The organism is Alphaproteobacteria bacterium, assembly GCA_018662925.1.
Taxonomy (GTDB): Bacteria; Pseudomonadota; Alphaproteobacteria; order 16-39-46; family JABJFC01; genus JABJFC01.
Map to the genome: position 1 here is coordinate 1 of JABJFC010000057.1, position 23,087 is coordinate 23,087.

The 23,087-nt window shown below is 45.1% G+C and carries 22 protein-coding genes; 15 read left to right on the forward strand and 7 right to left on the reverse strand.

Annotation, left to right across the window (positions count from 1 at the left end; translation table 11 throughout):
* From HOL16_04570 to HOL16_04610, 9 genes are all read left to right on the forward strand, one after another.
* Positions 1 to 156, forward strand: a 156-nt coding sequence (locus HOL16_04570; protein ID MBT5389966.1) for a 30S ribosomal protein S6e, incomplete at its 5' end; no start/stop codon positions are given.
* Positions 157 to 177: 21 nt separating this feature from the next.
* Positions 178 to 726 (forward strand): 16S rRNA processing protein RimM, encoded by a 549-nt coding sequence (gene rimM / locus HOL16_04575; GenBank protein MBT5389967.1) that lies wholly within the window; start codon positions 178 to 180, stop codon positions 724 to 726.
* A complete protein-coding gene (trmD, locus tag HOL16_04580) occupies positions 713 to 1,414 on the forward strand; it encodes a tRNA (guanosine(37)-N1)-methyltransferase TrmD (GenBank protein MBT5389968.1) in 702 nt (233 codons plus the stop codon). The genes rimM and trmD overlap by 14 nt, the downstream gene beginning before the upstream one ends.
* A gap of 30 nt (positions 1,415 to 1,444) precedes the next feature.
* On the forward strand, positions 1,445 to 2,050 hold the full coding sequence (gene rplS / locus HOL16_04585) for a 50S ribosomal protein L19 (GenBank protein MBT5389969.1): 606 nt from the start codon (positions 1,445 to 1,447) through the stop codon (positions 2,048 to 2,050).
* A gap of 90 nt (positions 2,051 to 2,140) precedes the next feature.
* The gene (asnB, locus tag HOL16_04590) at positions 2,141 to 4,030 is read left to right on the forward strand and encodes an asparagine synthase (glutamine-hydrolyzing) (protein MBT5389970.1); all 1,890 of its coding nucleotides are present in this window, start codon (positions 2,141 to 2,143) and stop codon (positions 4,028 to 4,030) included.
* Between the two features lie 153 nt (positions 4,031 to 4,183).
* The gene (hemC, locus tag HOL16_04595) at positions 4,184 to 5,119 is read left to right on the forward strand and encodes a hydroxymethylbilane synthase (GenBank protein ID MBT5389971.1); all 936 of its coding nucleotides are present in this window, start codon (positions 4,184 to 4,186) and stop codon (positions 5,117 to 5,119) included.
* The gene (locus HOL16_04600; protein ID MBT5389972.1) at positions 5,091 to 5,816 is read left to right on the forward strand and encodes a uroporphyrinogen-III synthase; all 726 of its coding nucleotides are present in this window, start codon (positions 5,091 to 5,093) and stop codon (positions 5,814 to 5,816) included. Before hemC ends, HOL16_04600 begins: the two co-directional genes overlap by 29 nt.
* A gap of 11 nt (positions 5,817 to 5,827) precedes the next feature.
* Complete coding sequence (locus HOL16_04605; GenBank protein ID MBT5389973.1) at positions 5,828 to 6,907, forward strand: hypothetical protein; 1,080 nt, start codon at positions 5,828 to 5,830, stop codon at positions 6,905 to 6,907.
* Positions 6,907 to 8,226 (forward strand): tetratricopeptide repeat protein, encoded by a 1,320-nt coding sequence (locus HOL16_04610; GenBank protein ID MBT5389974.1) that lies wholly within the window; start codon positions 6,907 to 6,909, stop codon positions 8,224 to 8,226. Before HOL16_04605 ends, HOL16_04610 begins: the two co-directional genes overlap by 1 nt.
* A 619-nt stretch (positions 8,227 to 8,845) precedes the next feature.
* On the opposite strand, the gene HOL16_04615 is transcribed toward HOL16_04610, so the two are convergent.
* Genes HOL16_04615 through HOL16_04635 form a run of 5 tightly spaced genes read right to left on the reverse strand, consistent with a single transcriptional unit; the run spans position 8,846 to position 12,828 of the window.
* On the reverse strand, positions 8,846 to 10,405 hold the full coding sequence (locus HOL16_04615) for a response regulator (protein ID MBT5389975.1): 1,560 nt from the start codon (positions 10,403 to 10,405) through the stop codon (positions 8,846 to 8,848).
* A gap of 4 nt (positions 10,406 to 10,409) precedes the next feature.
* Positions 10,410 to 10,856 (reverse strand): DoxX family protein, encoded by a 447-nt coding sequence (locus HOL16_04620; GenBank protein MBT5389976.1) that lies wholly within the window; start codon positions 10,854 to 10,856, stop codon positions 10,410 to 10,412.
* Positions 10,857 to 10,870: 14 nt separating this feature from the next.
* Positions 10,871 to 11,671 (reverse strand): DUF2063 domain-containing protein, encoded by an 801-nt coding sequence (locus HOL16_04625; GenBank protein ID MBT5389977.1) that lies wholly within the window; start codon positions 11,669 to 11,671, stop codon positions 10,871 to 10,873.
* The gene (locus HOL16_04630; GenBank protein MBT5389978.1) at positions 11,655 to 12,518 is read right to left on the reverse strand and encodes a DUF692 domain-containing protein; all 864 of its coding nucleotides are present in this window, start codon (positions 12,516 to 12,518) and stop codon (positions 11,655 to 11,657) included. Before HOL16_04630 ends, HOL16_04625 begins: the two co-directional genes overlap by 17 nt.
* A gap of 22 nt (positions 12,519 to 12,540) precedes the next feature.
* The gene (locus HOL16_04635; protein ID MBT5389979.1) at positions 12,541 to 12,828 is read right to left on the reverse strand and encodes a DUF2282 domain-containing protein; all 288 of its coding nucleotides are present in this window, start codon (positions 12,826 to 12,828) and stop codon (positions 12,541 to 12,543) included.
* Between the two features lie 224 nt (positions 12,829 to 13,052).
* Between HOL16_04635 and pdhA the strand changes: the two genes are divergently transcribed.
* From pdhA to HOL16_04660, 5 genes are all read left to right on the forward strand, one after another.
* On the forward strand, positions 13,053 to 14,078 hold the full coding sequence (pdhA, locus tag HOL16_04640) for a pyruvate dehydrogenase (acetyl-transferring) E1 component subunit alpha (GenBank protein ID MBT5389980.1): 1,026 nt from the start codon (positions 13,053 to 13,055) through the stop codon (positions 14,076 to 14,078).
* Positions 14,078 to 15,067, forward strand: a complete 990-nt coding sequence (locus HOL16_04645) for a pyruvate dehydrogenase complex E1 component subunit beta (GenBank protein ID MBT5389981.1) — start codon at positions 14,078 to 14,080, stop codon at positions 15,065 to 15,067. The genes pdhA and HOL16_04645 overlap by 1 nt, the downstream gene beginning before the upstream one ends.
* Positions 15,068 to 15,088: 21 nt before the next feature.
* On the forward strand, positions 15,089 to 16,318 hold the full coding sequence (locus HOL16_04650) for a pyruvate dehydrogenase complex dihydrolipoamide acetyltransferase (protein ID MBT5389982.1): 1,230 nt from the start codon (positions 15,089 to 15,091) through the stop codon (positions 16,316 to 16,318).
* 9 nt (positions 16,319 to 16,327) lie between these two features.
* A complete protein-coding gene (gene lpdA / locus HOL16_04655; GenBank protein ID MBT5389983.1) occupies positions 16,328 to 17,722 on the forward strand; it encodes a dihydrolipoyl dehydrogenase in 1,395 nt (464 codons plus the stop codon).
* 198 nt (positions 17,723 to 17,920) lie between these two features.
* Positions 17,921 to 19,153: an alpha/beta fold hydrolase gene (locus HOL16_04660; protein MBT5389984.1), complete on the forward strand. Its 1,233-nt coding sequence runs from the start codon at positions 17,921 to 17,923 to the stop codon at positions 19,151 to 19,153.
* A gap of 76 nt (positions 19,154 to 19,229) precedes the next feature.
* Here HOL16_04660 and HOL16_04665 read toward each other — a convergent pair whose 3' ends face one another.
* On the reverse strand, positions 19,230 to 20,324 hold the full coding sequence (locus HOL16_04665; protein MBT5389985.1) for a Fic family protein: 1,095 nt from the start codon (positions 20,322 to 20,324) through the stop codon (positions 19,230 to 19,232).
* Between the two features lie 225 nt (positions 20,325 to 20,549).
* Between HOL16_04665 and typA the strand changes: the two genes are divergently transcribed.
* Entirely contained in the window at positions 20,550 to 22,367 is a 1,818-nt protein-coding gene (gene typA / locus HOL16_04670; GenBank protein MBT5389986.1) for a translational GTPase TypA, read from the forward strand.
* A 219-nt stretch (positions 22,368 to 22,586) separates the two neighbouring features.
* On the opposite strand, the gene HOL16_04675 is transcribed toward typA, so the two are convergent.
* Positions 22,587 to 23,045, reverse strand: a complete 459-nt coding sequence (locus tag HOL16_04675; GenBank protein MBT5389987.1) for a hypothetical protein — start codon at positions 23,043 to 23,045, stop codon at positions 22,587 to 22,589.
* Between the last annotated feature and the right edge of the window lie 42 nt (positions 23,046 to 23,087).

Below are 23,087 nucleotides of genomic sequence, written 5' to 3' on the forward strand. Positions count from 1 at the left end.
ACAGAAGCAAAAGCTGAAGAGCCTAAAGCAGAAGCTAAAGCCGAAGAGCCTAAAGCAGAAGCAAAGGCCGAAGAGCCTAAGGCAGAAGCAAAAGCTGAAGAGTCTAAGACAGAAGCAAAAGCTGAAGAGCCTAAGGCTGAAAAAGCTGGGTCTTAAAGAAAGAGTTTGCGCGTAGCTATGTCCCCTTCATTGTCCAAACCTTCTGATCAAATTTGCCTTGGCATGATCACAGGCTGTTGTGGCTTGAAGGGGGAGTTGCGTCTCAAAAGCTTTACCGAAGATCCCAAGGATATCCTGTCCTATGGAGATTTGACCGATGCTTCGGGAGAACAAGTGTTTTCCCTTTCTTTTATACGGGCAACAAAGTCAGATATGATTGTTCAGATTCCCGGGGTTCAAGATCGGACAGGTGCTGAAGCTCTGAAGGGGGTTAAGCTATATGTTTCTCGTGATCGCCTTTCTGAACTCCAGGAGGAAGAGTACTTCCATGCGGACTTGGTTGGTTTGGAAGTGCATTCTGCTGATGGCTTGGTTTTGGGGGCGATTCAGGCGGTTCACAATTATGGTGCTGGGGACTTTTTGGAGTTTCAAAAAGAGGGGGAAACTTTCACAGTTCCCTTCACCAAAGAGGCTGTTCCAACGGTGCTTTTGAAAGATGGCCATGTGATCGTTGATCCCACCATGATTCTTTCAACCAAATCGGGAGAAAATCATGTGGAAAGTTGATGTTCTCACCATTTTTCCGGACATGTTTCCCGGGCCTTTGGCATATTCTTTGCTTGGAAAAGCCCTGGATAAGGGCCTTTGGGGCCTAGATGCGATCAATATTCGTGACTTTGCCACCGATGCACATCAATCGGTTGATGATACGGGTTATGGTGGTGGCCCAGGTATGATCATGCGGCCAGATGTTCTTGGACGCGCTTTAGAGAGTGTTGAACAGCGGAAAAACGGGCGTCCAATCATCTATTTATCCCCTCGTGGAAAGCCTTTATGTCAAAAAAAGGTAAAAAAACTTGCACAAGCCCCTGGACTCATCCTATTGTGTGGGCGATATGAAGGGGTTGATGAACGTGTGTTGGAAGCACACGGGGTAGAGGAGCTCAGCATTGGTGACTATATTCTAACCGGTGGAGAGATCGCGGCCCATGTTTTGATAGATTCCTGTGTTCGTTTGCTTCCAGGTGTGGTACATGAACAGGAATCGTTGGTAGATGAGAGTTTTGAAGGGGGACTTTTAGAGTATCCCCAGTACACACGTCCTCAAGAGTGGCAAGGGCGCAAAGTACCGGAGGTGCTTTTATCTGGGCACCATGCGCAGATTCGGAATTGGCGGCGGACTGTTGCAGAGAAATTGACTGAGGAAAGACGCCCAGATTTATGGGCCCAGTATGTAACACAAGAGATGGCGTAGGCACATCAAAGGTAAGATAAAGGTAAGACGATGAATATTATTGAAAAGCTTGATAAAGACCAGATTGCAAAGTTAACAGAGACCAAGAAGGTGCCTGATTTTTCTCCAGGAGATACGATCCGTGTTAACGTGACCGTTGTTGAAGGAAGTCGCAAAAGGGTACAGGCTTTCGAAGGTGTTTGTATTGCGCGAAAGAACTCAGGGATTAACTCATCCTTTACAGTTCGTAAGCTTTCTTACGGAGAAGGCGTTGAGCGCGTATTCCCACTTTACTCTCCTCTTATTACCATTGACGTGCTGCGTTGTGGTGACGTTCGCAGGGCCAAGCTTTATTATCTCCGTGGATTGACGGGTAAGAAAGCACGGATTAAAGAGCGCTCTAATTATACATTGCCAAAGACAGGAACAGCTTCAAAAAAAGACGCTCCAAAGGCAGACGCAAAGTCGGCTGCAGCTAAGCCAGCAGAAGTGAAAGCTGAAACACCTAAGAAGGAAGAAGCCAAGGCGGATGCTCCTAAGAAGGAAGAAGCCAAAGCTGACAAGCCGAAAAAGGAAGAGGCTGTAAAAGCAGCAGCTCCTAAGAAGGAAGAAGCTGCAGGTACGCCTAAAGAGGAATCTCCAAAGAAAGAAGCTTAACTTTTACGGGCACCAGCATTAGAGGGTTCCACCAGAAGGGCGAAGCCATAGATTTGGCTTTATCAAAAGAGGGAGCGTTTACGTAGATATATGTGCGGAATCTCTGGAGAGCTTAATTGGAAAAGTTGCCCGTCTGAGCAAATAGTCGAAGCAATGTCTAAGGCTCAGAGCCATCGTGGCCCAGATGCTGCGGGGGTTAAGGCTTTGGGTCCCATTGTAATAGCCCACAGACGACTGTCCATTCTCGATACATCAGAGTCAGCCAATCAACCCCTGTCAGATCAGACGGGGAGGTACTGGCTTACCTATAACGGTGAGATATATAACTTCAAATCTCTGCGGCGAGAGCTGCAACAAATGGGAAAGGTTTTTAGGACCGGAAGTGATACGGAAGTCGTTGTTGAAGCATGGTCTGTTTGGGGCGTCGATTGCTTACAAAAGTTTGTCGGTATGTTTTCTTTTGCCCTCTGGGACAATCAAGAGAAAGAGCTCTTCTTGGTTCGTGATCGGATGGGAGAAAAGCCCCTATTCTATGCGTATGCGACGCCCTCTGATTCCGAGTCCGGTATTATCTTTGCCTCGGAACTAAAGGCTCTTTTGCGGCATCCGCACATTCAGAGGAATATTTCTCAAACAGCCGTAAGTCAGTTCCTTTCCTACAGTTATATACTATCAGATCAATGCATTATCAAAGATGTTTATAAGCTGCCTCCTGCACATTATCTTCACGTCAAACAAGGAGCTCAGCCAAAACAGAGATCCTATTGGAATCTTTCAGAGTTTTATCTTAACAAACCAAATTGGAATTCGGAGTCCCAGGCCACCGAAAGGTTCAATGAACTATTGGAAGAAACTATTGGAGGGCAAACCATAAGCGACGTGCCTTTGGGAGCGTTTCTAAGTGGTGGCATTGACTCATCTACGGTTGTGCGGGCCATGTCTCAGCAAGGCAAGGCACACAATACCAAAACCTACAGCATTGGCTTTAAAGAACGCTCCTTTAGTGAAATAGAAGAAAGTAAGCTGGTCTCGGATTTCCTTGGAGTCGATCATCACACCCAATTCGTAGATGCAGATATGGCAAAGAGCTTGCCCAAAATAGTATACGCCATGGATGAACCCTTTGCAGATACATCCATGATCCCAACTTACTTTTTATCCCAATTTGCACGCAAAAACGTAACTGTAAGTCTCTCTGGAGATGGGGGAGATGAGTTATTTGCTGGATATGAAACCTATGTAGCAGACAAAATGTATAGAGTGGCGTCTCGATTTCCGAATGCTATGTTGAATTCAATGAGTTGGGCTGCCGATCGTTTCGTGCCCACTTCACTGTCCAAAGTGAGTTTCGATTATAAACTTAAACAGTTTTTAAAGGGGTGTAGCTTACCCTATGATCAGGCCCACTGTTTTTGGAGAACAATTTTTTCTGAGAGTGACAAAAAGAGACTCTATAAATCAGGGAAATCTCCTTTCTCGTCCTTTGGGGAACATTTTAAGGAAGTATCCAATTGCCATCCCCTTGATCAGGCACTTTATGTAGATACGAAGACTTGGCTAGTAGATGATATTCTTGTGAAGGTTGATCGTACGAGCATGGCCCATTCACTTGAATGTCGCGCGCCCTTTTTGGATCACAGAATTGTTCAATTTGCAGCGGGTTTGCCAGTGGAATGGAAGCTCCGAGGGTTTCAGAAAAAGTATCTTTTGAAGAAGAGTCAGGAAAACAAGCTTCCGTCAGAAGTCTTGTATAAAGCTAAAAAAGGGTTTAGCGCTCCTGTGGGGCACTGGCTTAAAGGGGACTTGAAAACCCTCGCCCAGGAAGTCCTATCTGACAGTGTTTTGACAAGTTGGTGTCACAAAGGGGAACTTGAGAATCTTTGGCGTCATCATATGGGTGGAAAGGCTGATAATAGCTATAAGATTTTTGGGTTAATGTGTCTGGGGCTGTGGCTAAAAGAATGGAAGCTGAGCCTTTAAGTAAGTCATGTATATATGACAGTGAGCGCTTTTGTTTTCCTACAAAAAGTAGACTTGTTGGAAAAAATTTAACGAAGTCTTTTTACCTCCCTATGAACTTAGCTTAAAGAATGCTATACAAATTTCGTGAGAAGAAATTGGGGAGATGTGTTAATGTCAAGTCAACCGATTCGAATAGGAACACGGGGTTCTCCGTTGGCCTTGGTACAAGCTGAATTTGTCAAAAAGAGTTTACTGAAGGCACATAAAGGCTTTGACCGCTCCATCGAGATTGTCCCTATTAAAACAAAAGGGGACTCACTTCTGAACAGCACTTTTGCAGAGCTCGGAGGGAAAGGAGTTTTTACAAAGGAGATTGAAGAGTCTCTTTTGGCAGGCGATATTCATATGGCGGTCCATAGTATGAAAGACATGCCGCCCAAATGTCCTCCTGGCCTTGAGGTTCCCTGTCTTTTGCCTAGGGAAGATCCCAGAGATGCCTTTGTTTCATTTCATTTTAACAATCTAGAAGATTTGCCAGAAGGAGCGCTTTTGGGAACGGCCTCCGTCCGGCGACAGGCACAAGCCTTGCATGTGAGGCCAGATTTAGAAATTACGCTTTTGCGGGGGAACGTAAATACTCGGCTGGAAAAGATCAAAAAAGGAGTGGCAGATGCCACAATAATGGCTTATGCGGGCTTGAAACGCTTAAAGATGGAAGAAAGTGCTCGGCATGTTTTCTCGACGGATGATTTTCTACCGGCCCCTAGTCAGGGGATCATTGGTGTGGAAATTAGAGAGGATGATGAAGAGATTCGGAAGCTATTGGAGCCCATAAATCACCCTCCTACGGAAGTGTGCTACCACACAGAGCGTACTTTTCTGGATGTAATGGAAGGAAATTGTCGTGTGCCCATTGGTGGGTATGCCCTCTTGCTAGATGATTCAACTATTAAGTTTCAGGGTTTAATAGCCCGCCCTGATGGGAGACTTTTGCTTCGCCATGAAGAGGAGGCACCCTTGAATCAGTGGGAAACTCTTGGAGAATCAGTAGGACGTGTTTTAAAGGAACAAATTTCTTATGGCCAAAGTACTCATCACGCGTCCTGAGCCTGACGCTTCTGCCTTAGCAGAAATTTTGCGAGGGAAAAGTTACTCACCTCTTTTGGAACCTTTGCTTACTATAGCTCCTGTTGAGGTCGGCGCTTTATGTCTTCAGGACGTACAGGCGGTCTTATTGACGAGCACTAATGGCCTTCGGGCATTCGCCTCCTTAACAACTGAAAGATACATATGGCTTTTCACAGTAGGTGAAAAAACGGCTGAAGAGGCTAAGAAGTTAGGTTTTTGCAATGTTATGAGTGCGGGGGGTAGTAGCGCATCCCTTATAGAGCTGACAGAAAAGTTTTTGGATCCTTGTGCGGGTCGCGTTCTACATATTTCTGGGGATGTGGTGCGTCAGGATATGGTTGGTCCGCTAAAGCAAAAGCGTTTCCAAATAGAACGTGTCATTGTTTATCAAACGCGTCAGCGGATCGGTTTCAACCCGGAAACTATTGAAGGTTTCAAGAATAATGCCATTGGTTCCGTTTTGTTATATTCACCGCGTACAGCAAGGATATTTATAGATTTACTGAAATATCATAGGCTTATTTCTTTTTGTGATAAGGTTCAGGTGTTTTGTTTAAGTGCGGAAGTCGCAAGAGAAGTGAGAAGTTGCCAATGGAAGAAAACTTTTGTAGCCTCAGCACCAGTACAAGCAGATCTTTTAAAGCTTTTAAATGAAAACCATAGGCAATGTGCTTAGGACAGAATTAGATGCAAGATAAGCGTAAAACGGAAGCGAAAAAAACCACTGAGAATGTGGCATCGCCAAAGAAAAGTGCAGGAATTCCTCAGAAGAAATCTCGAAGAGGATGGTTCTGGTGGGTCCTTTTTATAGTCGTTCTGGGGTTCGTGGGCGTCTATGGTTTTCAAAAGCGGGAAACTTTAACTTCCATATTTAGCGGAGAAAAATATAGTCAGCTATCTGAAAATCAGAAACTTTTGGAGAAACGACTCGATCGTCTAGAGGCGATGATTCAAAGTTTTGGTTCAGAAAAGAGAGAAGTTTCTAGCATTGCGGGAGATAATTTGCATCTTCAGACAGAATTATCGGCTTTTAATACGCGCATTGGTATTATTGAAAGCAAGTTATCTGATTTAGAAACTAGAGGGAATGTTGTTGGCGTTAAGTCCCATGAAGTGGTGGGTCTTAGGAATCAGGACAAGGTCTTTGCTTCCAAGCTATCAACCTTGGAAATGCACATCTCTGCTCTTGAAAAAGAAGCTGAAATGAGGCGAGTTGCTGTAAAGAAAATTCCTCAAATCTTTCAGGACCTGTTGTCTCTAAAGCGTGCTATTCTTTCTGGCACTCCCTTTAAAAAAGAATTGGCTGTTCTTAAAAAAACTTTAGGCAAAGACAGTAGCATTTTACCATTGGCGGATGCCCTTAGTAAGGATGCTGCGAGTGGGGTGCCCTCCGTGGCGCATTTGGTGGAAATGTTTCCCAATGTGGTGAATCAAATTTTGAAGGAAAGCAAATCTGAAGAGGTAGGAGTGCTGGCTAAACTTGAGGATTTCTTGCGAGATTTGGTAATCATTCGTAAAACGTCAAGTTCTCTAAATGAAGAGGATAAATCTTCCCTAGAGGCTGTTTTGAGTTTGGCAGAGAGTCGACTCAAATTGGGAGATTTGTACGGGGCTCTCAATACTTTGGATCGTTTACCAGTTGATACGAGTGAAGCTCTGATGAAATGGCTAGAAATGGCGAGAGCGCGTGTGAAAACTGAAGAAGGTCTCATGGCAATAGAAAGCATCATTCTTATTGAAGTTACGAGTGTTAAAGGGAGACTGTGATGCTTCGGGGCCTATTTCTTTTTTTTAAACTGGGTCTTATTGCTGCTGTTGCTGTCTGGATTGCTAGCAATCCCGGTATGGTTTCGGTCCAATGGCTGGGATATCAGATGGATACCTCTGTAGGCGTTCTTATCTCAGGAGTGTTGGCTTTGATGCTTGTCTTCGGCTTGTTCATTTGGCTGTTGAAGTCGCTCATAAAATTCCCTTCAACTGTTTCCTTGGCCTATAGGTCTCGTCAACTTAAGAAGGCTTTAGATGCTCTTGTTGAAGGAGGAATAGCTTTTATTGCAGGTGACGAAAAAGAAACATTGAAACAAGCCCAGCGCATGAATATTACGAGAGCCACGGCTATTTATGGGTTGTGGTTTCAGGCGCGACTCGCTGTTCGTGCCGGCAATAGAGAAGAGGCCATGGCTTTGTTCACGAGGATGGGGCAAATGCCAGAAGGAGAATTTATGAGCCTTCGTGGGTTTACAAAGCTTGCTCTTTTGGAAGGGAAGAAAGCGACTGCCCTTCAATATGCTGAAAAGGCTTATGCTATCTATCCAACTTCGCCGTGGGTTTTAAAGACTCTTTTCCATTTATATTTAGAAAAAAAATCTTTTGATAGGGCGGAGTTGATGTTAGATCAATGGAAGGCTCGCAAGGGAAAAGAGAAAGACTTGAAGAATGATTTAAAGTCCTCGCTTTATTTTGAAAAAGCCCAGCAGGAAAATATGTCATTGGATTCAAAACTTGATTTACTGGGGGCAGGGTTTGATTTAGCGCCTCAAAATGCCTCTCTTGCAGAGGCCTATGCAAAGTGTTTGCAAGACTCAAGTAAAAGCAAGAAGGCTCAAAAAGTTTTGGAAAAATGTTGGGAACTTTCGCAGGATTACAACGTAGCTCAGGCCTATATTTCCTTGGCCCCCGTCGGGCGGAGTATAGAACAGTACACATTGGCCCAAAAGCTTATGGCTCTTACGCCAGCGAGTAAATTTGCAAATATCATTATTGCCGAGGCAGCCTTGAAGGCTAAATTGTGGGGAGAAGCCCGCGCCCATTTGAAAAAAATACCCAGTGTTCAGGAAACGCCTTATATATACGAGCTTTGGGCGAAACTAGAAGAGGCTGAGAAAGAAAGTCCAGAAGTGGTGGCTAAATGGCGTGATCGAGCATTGAAAGGACTCTCTGATTTTACTGAGAAACGCCACAATTCAGAGGCTAGAAGGAGTGATGCCGGAAGATATTGCGGGTCTTTATCATGTATCATGGCTGATGACGTTCTTAGTTTCCCCTCTAATGAAAACGATAGTAAAGATGAAACGGAAGCTTCTTGAGCGGAGGATCCAGCGCTAAGAAGATGTTAGATCCAAGTTGCCAGCTAAAGTTGGACAACAATGAGTATTTCTAGTAACCAACATTTTTATTCTGGCATGTGACAAATTCTGGATCTCGCGATACCAAGTCACTCTATGCACCGGCTTAAGACGCCGGTTCGTCAAGAGTGCCTAGGTTCCGAGATGACGGGTGCTCTGCGTATCCATGCACTCTGAGACATCTGACCAAAAACCGTCTTCTCCCGGCCATTAGGTCCAAAAGTCGTCTTCCCTCGCCATTAGATCCAAAAACCGTCTTCCCGGCCATTAGGAATTCTTAGCAAGCCGGAGGCGCGCGTTAGAATTGCTTATGAGCGCGGGATCCAGATCATAGTAGATGGCTGAAAAGTGTCTCATAGTATTGCCTACATCTTTATACTTGCAACTTTTTTACCTGGATCCCGCGATGCCAACTTACTCTATGGCTCACCGGCTTAAGACGCCGGTTCGCCAAGAGTTCCTAGGCTCCGGGAAGACGGCCATTTGCGAGCGGTTAAGAAGTGGTTCTTTGGATTCTGGAAATGGGGGTTGGAATGATGTCAGAATATGTTTTCTTGGCTTCAGAATGTACAATATCAGCCTAGTTTCCGCTGTCCTTCAGTTTTTTCTCCCCAATGACCTTTCGAACCATTTCGGTGAGTTCTTTTAGGCCATAGGGCTTGGGAAGGAAAAATGTTTTTTCATCAGTCTGGATATTAGCACGTATATTTTCCTCGGCGTAACCAGATACAAAAATGATGCGAAGTTCGGGATATTGTTTGCGTATCTTTTTTGCCATGGTTGGACCATCCATTTGTGCCATCACCACGTCAGAAATAAGAAGATCGATTTTGTCTCCTTGCTTTTCAATTATTTTCAGACCAGTTTCAGGGTCACTTGCTTCGTGGACAGCATACCCTTTTTCACGGAGGGCGCGAGTGCTGAAGATTCGACAAGGTTCTTCGTCCTCTACGACGAGAACGACGCCAGTACCTCGTGGGGACTTTTTAGGGGTAGTGTTCTCGGATGGTTTTAGCAAGTCAGTCGAGGTGGGAAGGCTTCGGGGCAAATAAATATTAAAACTTGTCCCTTCATGACGGATACTTTCAACATCAACCTGGCCTCCCGATTGGGTGACAACACCATAGACGGTGGATAATCCTAGACCTGTGCCAGAGATTCGCTTCAGCTCTTGATCCTGAATTTTTTCTTTTGTGGTGAAGAATGGATCAAAGATCCGGCTTATATGCTCTTTTTGGATCCCACAACCCGTATCAGTCACCCGAATGAGAATATAATTTCCGGAAGAAAGCTCTCCAGAGGCCGTTTCCAGAGGTGTTTTTTGAACATGATTTTTAAAAGTGATGCTCAGTTTGCCACCCTTTGGCATGGCGTCCCGTGCATTTATTACCAAATTGAGGATGACTTGGTCATATTGGCTCTTATCCGCTTTCGTAAACCATATGTTGTCATCGTGAGTGATCGTAAATTTGATGGTTTCGTCGATCAGACGCTGAATAAGAGGAGACAGGTCCTTGGTGCATTGAACCGGATTGAGCACCTTAGGTTGCAACGTTTGTTGGCGCGAAAAGGCCAGCAATTGTCGCACGAGGGTCGCGGCTCGTTCGGAGTTTTCTTTAATATGCATAAGATCCGAATGATCCGAGCTGTTCTCTTCCTTGCGTTCTAACATTAAATCGGTGAACCCAATGATCCCCGTTAAAAGATTATTAAAGTCATGGGCAACGCCACCAGCAAGTTGTCCAATGGCCTGCATTTTTTGAGATTGAAAAAACTGAGTTTCCAGATGTTTTTTGTCGGAAATATCGATAATATAAACGAGATATGAATTCTGATGCTCAATACTTTTAGCAATCAGCTTTACATTGATTTCCTTGGGGCCTTGCAGACGTGCTTCAAGAGGAACAGGGGACTTGAGAACACTTTGCAGATGGGCTTTATCATCATTGTGGAAAACGGTAGAAAACAGTGATCCAACGAGAGATGTATTACTTTTCCCCACCATTTGACAAAAAGTTTCATTTACCTCTTGGATCTTATAGTCCTTGTCCAAAAACAAAATACCCATGGGAGCATTTTTGATCACATGTTCTTGGTTCAATGGAGAAAGTGGGATAGTTGCCTCGGAAGTTTTTGCCATTAGGTTAGCTCCTTTTACATCTTCTCTTGAGAATCCAATCCACTGAAATAGGGCCAGCGCCCTTTAAGATCAAAAGGCTCAGAATCATCATCCAGAAAAAGTGTAGCTGTAGGTCAAGGTAAGTGAATTGAATAACCACTGCCATGGCCAGCATGGGAAGCGCGGCTAGGCGCGTCATAAATCCGATGGTCAGGAGTATGGGGCAAGCCAGTTCAAAAGCGGTTGCCAGATACGCAGCTAGTTCATGGTTAAGCATTGGGACTTTATACTCATATTCAAACAACATGAGCGTACTTTGCCAGCTTTGGATCTTCACCTGGCCCGATTTCCAGAAAATATCGGCCATCCATAGACGAACCCAAAGGAGGAGCAGAGGGAAAAGCCACTTATCTAAACCGTGAGTGATACATTTATACTTAGAACAGGCACGTTCAAGAATCGATTTTGCCATAGTAACGAAGTCCCCTAGTTTGTTTTTATTGTAGCCTTAGAAAAAGTCCCCAACTTCAAGCATTCAACAAGAGCCCCCTGAATATCGAACGTGCGCTCGATTTCCAATACCTTATCACAAGTTTCCCCTAAAGTATTTCCTTTTGAAAGGTTATGTAGAAAGTTGTATTTTTCGGGCTCTATTGCGGCGAAAAAAGGCTTGTCATCCTCTAGACTTACGAGGAGAGTGCACCCAGATTCTTTGGAGAGATCTAGTTGGTTGTCAGAATCTTCTCGACACAGCTTCCATATGCGATCGATGGGGAAGGGCGACTCGAAAAGCCGAAAGGCGGGATGAATCTCAAATTGAAGCCTAGAATATTCTTCGGGCGAAATTTGTGTGAGCGATTCCGCAGTAATGGACGGCGTTTCTTCGGCATAAAAGACTTCGTTAAAGAGCCAATCTAGCTGGGCAGCATCAGAAAGGTATGTAATCTCCTTTGTGTGCTCAAAAGTTTTTAAAAAATCGGGGAAAGTATTCCCGAGCTTGTTGAGAGTGGGATGAACCATTGGGCCACTCTCAAGATAGGCACGGGCTGTTCCCTTAAAAAATTCTTCTCCGACCAGCTTTTCGATGGTTGGAAAAACACCTTTCAGACACTCGCTTAAGGAGACCATGGTATTGTTTCGGTAAACCTTCAAGCGGGCTTCTACAGAGATGCCATTCGTCTCAATATATTGGGAAAGAGTATTTACGGGTGCATTTTTCAAATCAGAATTGCGTTTCTGGAACACGAAATCTTTGAAGGAGTTTTGAATTTTACGCAGCGTGTTCACTGGTGTGTTCCTTCAAAGCTTTTTGAGCATGTTCATCGGCTTTATGAGCTTCGGCAACCAGGACAGGCAATTCTGGAATATCTAGATCCCATTCAATAAGTGTTGGCGTTGGGCCACATAATTTGAGCGTCTTTTCGTAAAGTTCCCAAACCTCTGGGAGAACAAAATCACTGTGTGTATCGATACGTAGGGTTGTACCTTGAATTTCTTGGCAAGAATGGCCTGCTAAATGGATTTCCCTAACATCTTTGTGGGAAAATGAATCGATATACTCGTCAGGATCGAAATCATGATTTTTTCCTGAGACATAGACGTTATTTACATCCAGTAAAAGTTTGCACCCGGTTTTATCCACGATTTCCTTCAGGAATTGCGGTTCTGCATAAGTATCTTGTTTGAAAGTCAAATAGCTGGAGGGATTTTCAATGAGGATTTCCTGTCCGAGAGCGTCTTGGGTTTCCGATACGTGGTTGCAAAAGAGAGTAAGCGTTTCATCCGTATAAGGGAGGGGGAGGAGATCGTTGAAATAAGTTCCGTCTACACTGCTCCAGGACAAATGTTCGGAAATTAGAAAAGGATCTAATCTTTGAACAAGAGACTTAAGTAGGGCTATGTGATCCTTCCGCAGTTCATCCGTCGTTCCTAAAGAAAGTCCGACACCATGGAGGCTAAAAGGATATATCTCTCTAAGTTTCCCCAGCTTTTTGAGATTTATGGGCCCCCCACAATTTTCTGAGTGAACCTCAAGAAATCCCACAGCTGGTTGTAACTCTGGGAAAATATCCAAATGTTGAAAACGTAAACCCACACCAGCTTTCGTTGATGTGGGTTCAATCGTTGTTTTCATACTTCTATATCAGAGAAAAAAATTATGATTTTTCTTTACCAGGTGTAAGCGAACCACCAACGATTCTTTCACAATTTCCTTCTATGACCATGAGAAAGTCATTTGGATCGCCAGCATCTTTATTTTGCCCAGCACAGCTATGTCCTGCTTCTTTACTACCACAGTCGCCTTGGAAAGCGATAGCAATACCGTAACATTTTTCCATCTTAGATTTGCTGTCTTTCGCGGCAGCATCATTACCACTAGCGAGCGTTAACGCCAAAGCACCTGCAACAGCAGACGTGAGGATTGTTGTCTTTTTTGAACTCATAAGAAACTCCCAATTTATTTTAATTCTTATTGTGTATTCCCTGTACCTAAGGAATCTATCATATTTTTCAATCGATTCAAAGTGCTGTCGCTCATTATTGGTTGCAAAAAGCCAACACGCTTCTTTTCCTGGGCTTGTCAAATGGGATGAATCAAGGTACACGAGGATGTCTTCCCCAGAGGGGTTGATTGGCAGGAAGGAAACGTTAACAATAAGGAGACTGCATGTCTGCTGTTGCCAAACAAAAGGAGTTAAATGACGTGTCCCAGGGACAAAAGGCTGATCCCTTTAATTTAAAGGAAGCTTATCGTCAAATGTTGTTGATTCGACGCTTCGAAGAGCGTTCGGCACAACTCTATGGGATGGGACTCATTGCTGGATTTTGTCATCTTTATATTGGCCAAGAGGCAGTCGTTGTAGGTCTTCAAATGTTGGCCCAAGAGCATGATAGTATTATTACAGCCTATCGGGATCATGGACATATGCTGGCATGCAATATGGATCCCAGAGGCGTAATGGCAGAACTAACGGGACGTGCTGATGGATACTCCAAGGGAAAAGGCGGCTCCATGCACATGTTTAGCCGGGAAAAGAATTTCTTTGGAGGGCATGGCATTGTGGGGGCCCAAGTACCTCTTGGATCTGGCTTAGCGTTTGCCCATAAATATAAAGAAGATGGCGGGATTTCATTTACGTATATGGGAGAAGGGGCTTCAAACCAAGGACAAGTATACGAGGCGTTCAACATGGCGGCTCTGTGGAAGTTGCCGGCCCTCTATGTCATTGAGAACAATCACTATTCTATGGGGACAAGCTCCAAAAGGCATACAGCCAATACAGAGTTCCATAAGCGAGGTTCTCATTTTGGGATTCCCGGAGCTCGCGTCGATGGGATGGATGTTTTTGCCGTTTATGAGGCGGGTAAAAGGGCTGTCGAACATGTGCGTTCTGGCAAAGGGCCATTTGTTCTTGAAGTAGATACTTACCGGTATAGAGGGCATTCCATGTCCGATCCAGCCCAGTATCGCTCTAAGGAAGAAGTGGAAAAAGTTCGTGGAGAACGGGACCCCATAGAAACATTCAAAGGGACGATCCTTGAGAAGAAACTTGTATCTGAGGCAGCACTCAAGAAAATAGACCAAGAGGTTAAAGAAATAATGCTAGAGGTTGTGGCTTTTGCAAAGGAAAGTCCTGAACCGGATCCCTCAGAGCTATATACGGATATATACGTAGAAGGGGAGGCAGAATAATGTCAGCACCTGAAACCATTACTGTTCGCCAAGCCTTGTGCGATGCTATGGCTGAAGAAATGCGCAGCGACGAAACGGTTTTCCTTATGGGAGAAGAAGTTGCCGAGTATAATGGCGCCTACAAAGTAAGTCAGGGACTCTTGGACGAATTTGGTGCCAAGCGGGTGGTTGATACGCCCATCACGGAGCATGGATTTACGGGACTTGGCGTTGGCGCGGCATTCGGTGGACTTAAGCCTATCGTTGAATTCATGACCTTTAACTTCTCCATGCAAGCCATCGACCAAATCATTAACTCTGCTGCCAAGACGCTTTACATGTCTGGTGGACAGATGGGATGCCCAATCGTCTTTCGCGGTCCCAATGGGGCTGCTTCCCGTGTTGGCGCACAGCACTCCCAATGTTTAGCAAGTTGGTACGCTCATTGTCCTGGACTGAAAGTTGTCTCTCCCTATAGTGCAGCGGATGCAAAGGGACTATTGAAGGCGTCCATCCGAGACCCTAATCCAGTGGTGTTTTTGGAAAACGAGCTCATGTATGGGCAATCGTTCGAAGTGTCTTCCGATGAGGATGTGCTTCCTCTAGGAAAAGCTCATATTGAGCGGGAAGGCACCGATGCTACGGTTGTTGCTTTTTCTATTTGTGTTGGATATGCGCTCCAGGCTGCAGAACAGTTGGCAGAGGAAGGGATAAGCGTTGAAGTCATTAATCTCCGTACCCTGAGGCCACTGGACACAGAAACCATTCTTGAGTCGGTCCAAAAGACTAACTGTCTCGTGAGCGTCGAAGAAGGCTTTCCTTATGCAGGCATTGGGTCAGAAATTTCATCAGTTATCATGGAAACGGCCTTTGATTATCTAGATGCCCCCGTTTTACGCGTTACTGGCGAAGATGTGCCCATGCCTTATGCGGCTAACTTGGAAAAACTAGCTCTTCCAAATGTAGAGAAAATAGTAGAAGCTGTGAAATCAGTAACATACCGATCTTAGTGCTGAAGGAGAAGCCCCTAAATGCCCATTGAAATTTTAATGCCTGCATTATCTCCAACCATGACGGAGGGAAACCTGATCAAATGGTTGAAGAAAGAAGGGGACACCGTTGGCCCTGGAGACACCATTGCAGAGATTGAGACGGATAAAGCCACCATGGAAGTTGAATCCGTGGATGAGGGGACTCTGGGCAAAATATTCGTGGCGGCGGGAACAGAGGCTGTCAAAGTGAATGAAGTGATCGGGCTTCTTTTAGAAGAAGGGGAAGACGCAAAGAGCCTCGAGAGCTATGCCCCTAAAAAGTCAGCAGCTCCCGCCAAGGATGAGGGCAAGGCGCCTACACCTGCCAAAGGAATTCCCGCTGGGACTGGCCCAAAGTTAGCAACAGCCCATGGTGACCGTATATTTGCGTCGCCTCTTGCAAGGCGCATTGCCCAGGAAAAGGGTGTGGATCTAAGAGTTATCACTGGAAGCGGTCCTCGTGGCCGCATTGTTAAAGCGGATGTGGAACGAGCTCCCGTTGGCGGTGGTGGCATGGTTGCTCAGACGGCCGTTGCTTATGACGGTACTGAATTCGAAGATGTGCCCCTAACCACCATGCGAAAAGTAATTGCATCGAGGTTGGTGGAGTCTAAGCAGCACGTGCCTCATTTCTATGTCACCATGGAATGCCAAATCGATGATTTGTTGAGGATGCGAAAGAGTTTAAATGAGGCACAGCAGGAAACCAAAGTTTCAGTCAATGATGCGATCATCAAGGCTTGTGCCATTGCTCTGCAAAGGGTGCCAGCGGCAAATGCCTCGTGGCTTGGCAATGCTATCCGTCAGTTTAAAACCTCAGATATATCTGTAGCTGTGGCTATAGAAGGGGGACTCATTACACCAATCGTGAAGTCTGCGGAAGACAAGGGCATTTTAGAGATTTCCAAGGAAGTGAAAGACCTTGCCGCGCGGGCGCGGGAAGGGACCCTAAAGCCAGAAGAGTTTCAAGGAGGTACCTTTAGCCTTTCCAACATGGGAATGTATGGTGTTAAAGAATTCTCGGCCATTATTAATCCTCCACAGGGATGCATACTGGCCGTAGGAGCCGGAGAGCAACGCCCTGTTGTTCGAGAGGGAAAGATAGAAGTGGCGACTGTGATGAACTGTACATTGTCGTCTGACCACCGGGTGGTGGATGGCACAACCGGGGCTGAGTTTATGGCAGCCTTCAAGAATCTCATTGAAAACCCATTGCTTATATTGGCGTAAGGAAAGCTCATGTCTAAGTTTGATTTAATTGTCGTAGGTGGTGGTCCCGCCGGTTATGTGGCTGCCATAAGAGGCGCCCAGTTGGGTCTTAAAGCAGCGGTTATTGAGAAAGAACATTTGGGCGGCATTTGCCTCAATTGGGGATGCATTCCAACGAAGGCTTTGTTGCGAACGGCAGAAGTGGCTCATTTGTTAGAGCATTCGGAAGATTTTGGATTTAAAGTTTCGGGCGTCAAGTTTGATTTGAAGAAAGCCGTGGAGCGCTCCCGGAACATTTCAAGTCAATTAGCAAAAGGCGTGGCCCATTTGCTGAAAAAAAATAAGGTGACGGTTATAGAGGGTGCTGCAAAACTCGCCGGCAAAGGAAAAATTGATGTCACCAAAAAGGATGGGAAAAAGGAAACGGTTGAAGCAAAGAATATTGTTTTAGCAACCGGTGCCCGTTCAAGGACTTTGCCGGGACTTGAGTCCGATGGGAAGCTTATATGGACTTATCGCGAAGCCATGGTGCCAGAGAGCATGCCAAAGTCTTTGTTAGTGATTGGTTCGGGGGCCATTGGCATCGAGTTTGCTAGCTTTTATCGATCTTTGGGTGTCGAAGTCACGGTGGTGGAAATGCTGGATCGCATTTTGCCCGTAGAAGATGAAGAAGTTTCCAAATTTGCGCAGAAGGCCTTTGAAAAGCAGGGCATTAATATCTTAACGAGTGCGACAACTCGTTCCCTTAAAAAGGGTAAGGATTCTGTAGAGGTGACCATCGACGTAAAGGGTAAGACCGAAGAGTTGACTGTAGATCGGGTTATTGTTGCCGTTGGTATCGTTGGCAATGTGGAGAATCTCGGTCTTGAAGAAGTTGGCGTGAAAGTTGAGAAGACCCATGTGGTGACCAATGAGTGGTGCCAAACGAAAGTGCCAGGTATTTATGCCATTGGTGATGTTGCAGGCCCCCCTTGGTTGGCTCACAAAGGAAGTCATGAAGGCGTTTTGTGTGTAGAAAAAATTGCAGGGACGCGTGGGGTTCATCCTCTAGATCCAACAAAGATTCCCGGTTGTACATATTCTATGCCGCAGGTTGCAAGTGTGGGCTATACTGAGGCGGCAGCGAAGAAGAAGGGCATGAAGATAAAAGTCGGGCGTTTTCCCTTTAATGCTAATGGTAAGGCCATTGCGTTGGGTGAAGCTGAAGGATTTATCAAGACCATTTTTGATGAAAAGACAGGAGAACTCCTGGGCGCTCACATGGTAGGAGCCGAGGTTACCGAGCTGATCCAAGGATTCGTCATTGCTCGAACCATGGAAGCTACGGAAGCCGATATCATGGCGACAGTTTTCCCTCATCCGACTCTTTCTGAGATGATGCACGAAGCCGTCCTAGATGCCTATGGCAAAGCGATTCACTATTAAACCAGAAATTGAGCAGCGGTGTCTCTGGGGTGTGATAATTCAATAAGTTACCCCAAATATCTCCTGTTGCTGGTAGAGACAAAATCACGAAAACTGTGTGGTAGTGTTTCAATTTTCATGAAATTAGCTCTTTATGAATCATGAAAAATACATCCCAAATGTGATAGACTATTTCCGCATAGGGAGTATCAAATGGCCATATCACGTAAGAAGCTATCTTTTCCAGGATCACAAGGGCATGCCTTGCAGGCGGTATTGGATCTTCCAGCAGAGTCTCCGCGGGCCTATGCGCTGTTTGCTCACTGTTTCACCTGTTCCAAGGATGTTCATGCGGCCAATCGCATTAGCGGTGCATTGGCAGAAAATGGTATTGCAGTATTGCGCTTTGACTTTACGGGTCTGGGGCAAAGTGAGGGAGCCTTTGAAGAGACTCACTTTACGTCCAATGTGGGGGATTTGATCGCTGCGGCAGATTTTCTGCGAAAGCAATATGAGGCCCCACAGATTCTCATTGGGCATAGTTTAGGGGGGGCAGCAGTCCTTTATGCCGCGAGTGAGATCCCAGAGTTAAAGGCCTTGGTGACTATTAATGCTCCTCGGGAGCCGCTTCATGTTAGTCACCACTTTAAGGAAACGCTGGAAGATATTCGGGAAAAGGGCGAAGCGGAAGTTTCTATTGGCGGGCGTCCCTTTCGGATGCGGAAATCCTTTATAGAGGATTTGGAAAAATACCAGGGTTTGGACTTTTTCAAAGGCAAGCATCCGGCACTTCTAATTTTTCACGCGCCAACGGATCAGACGGTCAGTATCGACAATGCAGCTGAGATTTTTGGTCTCGCAAAGCATCCCAAAAGCTTTGTGTCTCTAGATGGGGCTGATCATCTGTTGAGTCGTCGAGAAGATGCGGCCTACGTGGCGGATGTTTTACAGGCCTGGGTGAGTCGGTTTATAGGGGCTGAGTCTCAAGAATCTGCTTCAGTTGAGGATTCAGAGTCAGCTTCAGTTGAGGGGGTTATGGTCGAGTCCACGGAAAGCAAGTTCACTCAAGATATCTCAACGGGAAGGCATCATCTATTGGCCGATGAGCCGAAAAGCTTTGGCGGAAATGATTTGGGGCCGTCTCCCTATGATTATCTCTTGGCGGGACTGGGTGCTTGTACTTCCATGACCATCAGGCTTTATGCGGATCATAAGAAAATTCCTCTCAAAGGCGTGCGGGTTCACTTAAAAATTGATAAGATCCATGCTCAAGATTGCGAAGACTGTGAAACCAAAGAAGGTAAAATCGATCTAATAGAACGGACCGTTGTTTTGAAAGGTGATCTGACCGAGGAACAACGCCAAGGATGTTTGCGCATTGCAGACAAGTGCCCCGTTCATAAGACCTTAACCAGCGAAGTGAAGATTCAGACACGTCTGGAGGAAGAGTGAATATATTTCTTGAGTATAAGGAGGACCCTATTTCATCGTGAAACAATTCGTTTGTTTGGCGATCGGTATTTCCTTTTCAAGAAGGGCTAGACTTGTCTATCACTCTATATCTTGTCGCTTTTCCTTGACCGATCCTGGCTAGGCATTTCAGGGCAACTAACTTTTTGGTGCTTTCTTCTATGGTGCGAGCAGGAAAACCTAAAGCTTCTATGGCATCCTTTCGACTAAATTCGGAATCTCTGGTGGTTGCCCACTGCCATAAAGAGAGTTGCCTTTCCGAAAGGACATATTCGATATTATCACTCTCGATAAGTTCTAGAGCTTGCAGGCTTTGATTTCTAACAACATCTAGGAAGAATAATAGCCAAGGACCAATATCCTCAGTTTTACTTTTCCAAGTTCTTTGCGTCTTATTGAGAGCCAGATAATACTCTGCTTTGACTGACTCTATCACTCTTTCATGGGAAACGAGGGGTGTAAAAAGGTACCCCTGTTGCAAGAGCATGAGGTTTGTCAGTAATCTACTCGTTCTACCATTGCCATCTTGGAAAGGATGGATGGCTAAATATTCGAATATAAAGTTTGCTACTAGAATTAGGGGATGTTTCAGCTTTTTTTCAATAGCCCAGTTGTACCAATCGACCAGTTCATGCATCTCTTTTTTTACTAAGTATGGTGGGGTCGGATCAAAAATTACTCCCACAACATTTCCAGTATGATCCTTTGCTTCAACGCGGTTGGAGCCAAATTTGTACTCGCCTTTATGGCGGTCATCTTTTTCACTATGAATCAACATATCATGATGCAGCTTGAGTATGAATGACTCGCTAATTGAGAGGTCTTGATAGTTTTCAAGGACGAGCTCAAGACATTGCAGATATCCTGCAACTTCCTGCTCATCACGTGTTTTCAATTTTTTGATGCGCAAATTTTTGTATAGATTTTCCACTTCTATATCGGACAAGCGGTTGCCCTCAATTCGGTTGGAGGCACCTGTTGACGTTATAATCACTGAGTGCGTCAATCTTTGAATCGTTTGAGGGAGTAATTTTCCCGTAATGGCCCAACTATTCTTTACGGCGTCAATTTCTGCAATAGCGGCATACACCTTCTCGACGATAGAAGAATCTAAGTTTAACCTCACAGAAAGGCGAAATGTATCCCAGGTCATGTATTTACTCACATTTACTCTATGTGAGATTATGTGAGATTATGTGAGAAAAGTCAAAAACTTTTCACATTTACTCTATGTGAGATTATGTGAGTATATGTGAGAAAAACTTTAGATGATATATTTCTGAAAAGTTTGGGAGGTCTTTCTGGAGGATAATCCTTGCATTTTTGATGCCGAAGAGGGTAAACATGGGGGACTTCAGATTTACAAAGGATTTAGACTGTGACTGCACTTCGTAACATTGCCATTATTGCCCACGTGGACCATGGAAAAACAACACTTGTGGATGCCATGCTGCAACAGAGTGGGGCCTATAGAGAGAACCAAGCTGTTACTGAGCGGGCCATGGATTCTGGGGATCTTGAGAAAGAGCGTGGCATAACCATTCTGGCTAAGTGCACCTCATTAATTTGGGATAAGACCCGTATCAACATTGTAGATACACCAGGCCATGCCGACTTTGGGGGCGAGGTAGAGCGGATCCTGGATATGGTGGATGGCGTGCTTTTGCTGGTGGACAGTGTGGATGGTCCCATGCCGCAGACCAAGTTTGTGTTGACCAAGGCTTTGAAACTGGGTCTTAAGCCTATTGTTGTGATAAATAAATCCGATCGTCCGGATGCGCGTGTTGACGAAGTTCATTCTGAAATATTTGACCTCTTTTCAGCATTGGATGCGACGGAAGAGCAACTAGACTTTCCAGTTATTTTCGCTTCTGCTAAGGAGGGCTGGGCCGTTGATGATATGGCAGATGAAAAGAATGGTGTCGGGCCCTTGTTCGATATGATCCTAAAGTATGTTCCGCTTCCAAAAGAATCCGTTGAAGAGCCCTTTTCATTCTTAGTATCTATGATGGACTATGATTCCTATTTGGGACGAGTTTTTACAGGCCGGATCCACGGTGGAATTGCAAATATAAATATGCCTCTCAAGGCATTGAACTTAAAGGGTGAAGTGGTAGAAGAGGGTCGTTTAACAAAGCTTTTAGCTTTTAGGAACTTGGGTAGGGAACCCATAGAGCACGCGGAAGCGGGTGATATTATTTCTATCGCTGGACTAAAGAATGTAACGGTTACGGATACCCTGTGTGCCATGAGTGTTGAAAAACCGTTGCCTGCGTTGCCCATTGATCCTCCCACATTGATGATGACTTTTTCGGTTAACGATTCGCCCTTTGCGGGACGGGAAGGATCAAAGGTTACCTCACGTATGATTCGGGATCGTCTCTTCCAAGAGAAAGAAGGAAACGTCGCGATCCGCGTTAAGGAAAGCGAAGGCAAAGATTCATTCGAAGTTGCTGGTAGAGGGGAACTACAATTGGGTGTTCTGATTGAGACCATGCGACGTGAAGGTTTCGAGCTCTCCATTAGCCGTCCTCGTGTTCTCTTTATGGATGATCCTGATACGGGCGCCAAACTTGAGCCTATGGAAGAGGCTCAGATCGATGTGGATGATGAATTCACAGGTGTTGTCATTGAAAAGATGGGGCTTCGAAAAGCAGAGTTATTAGACATGGCACCCTCAGGGGGCGGAAAGACGCGCTTGAAATTTATCATTCCAACACGTGGACTCATTGGATATCAGAACGAATTTATGTCTGACACGCGGGGAACAGGCGTAATGAGCCGCCTTTTCAGTGGATTTGCGCCTTACAAGGGAGAGATAGGATCCCGTCGTAATGGGGTGCTGATTTCCACTGAAACTGGAAAGGCAGTGGCTTATGCTCTTTGGAAACTAGAAGATCGTGGATTCATGGTCATTGATTCGGGGATGGATGTTTATAAAGGAATGATCATTGGAGAAAACAGTCGTCCCAATGACTTAGAAGTGAATCCCATCAAAGAGAAACAACTTACTAACGTTCGAGCGTCAGGAAAAGATGATGCGATTCAGCTTACACCACCCCGTAAGATGACTCTGGAGCAGTCTATGTCTTATATTGGTGACGATGAGCTGATTGAGGTTACACCCAAGAACATCCGTTTAAGAAAACGTTATCTGGAGTCACATATTCGTAAGCGGGCTTCTAGGGAGCAATAAGCTTAATTCAACTAGAGCGACTCTCAATTTTTGAGTTTCATTTTTTGCAAAGTGGCATTGCTAATGCCATAAACGCAGTAAAATTGGCCTTTGCGACGCCATAAATGTAGTGATCATTTCATGTTTCCTAGGCATTTCGCGATGGTAATCCCTAGACTCAGCAATGTTAAGCGGCATTGTTAAACAGAAGACTAATGGCCTCAGATTCCACTATAGAGTTTAAATATCTTCAGCCGTTACAGGTACAAGCGTCCCAGAATCTGGGTCTTGCTCCAGTTCCTCAGGGGAGTCTGTTTCCATCTCAGCTTCTTCATCCAGTTCCTCGAGAACTGGATGTGGAAGAATCATGTCGGGTGCAGTTGGTTTGTTAGTCCAACGCAAGACCACGGCCTTTTGCTTAATATTATTTGTTGCTACCCCGCCCTTCCATATTTTATTTTCATTGGGAGGAAAATTCTGGTCAACGTCTTCAACTATAATGACATCACCTCCCATTTTTCCCGCATCATTTCGGAGTTTATTATGGCATGCCTTGATGTTTGCTTCGATATCTCTAGCGTTTAATCCTACCTCACAATGTACGTTTCCAATTTCCTCCAGATTATCTAAGTCATCTTCGCCGAGGCCCTCAATTTTTGAGATTTTCACAGATTCACCGTCGGAATTAAGGTCGTGCATTGGCGAATGTGAACAAGCGTTTATGACAAATAGGAGACTGAT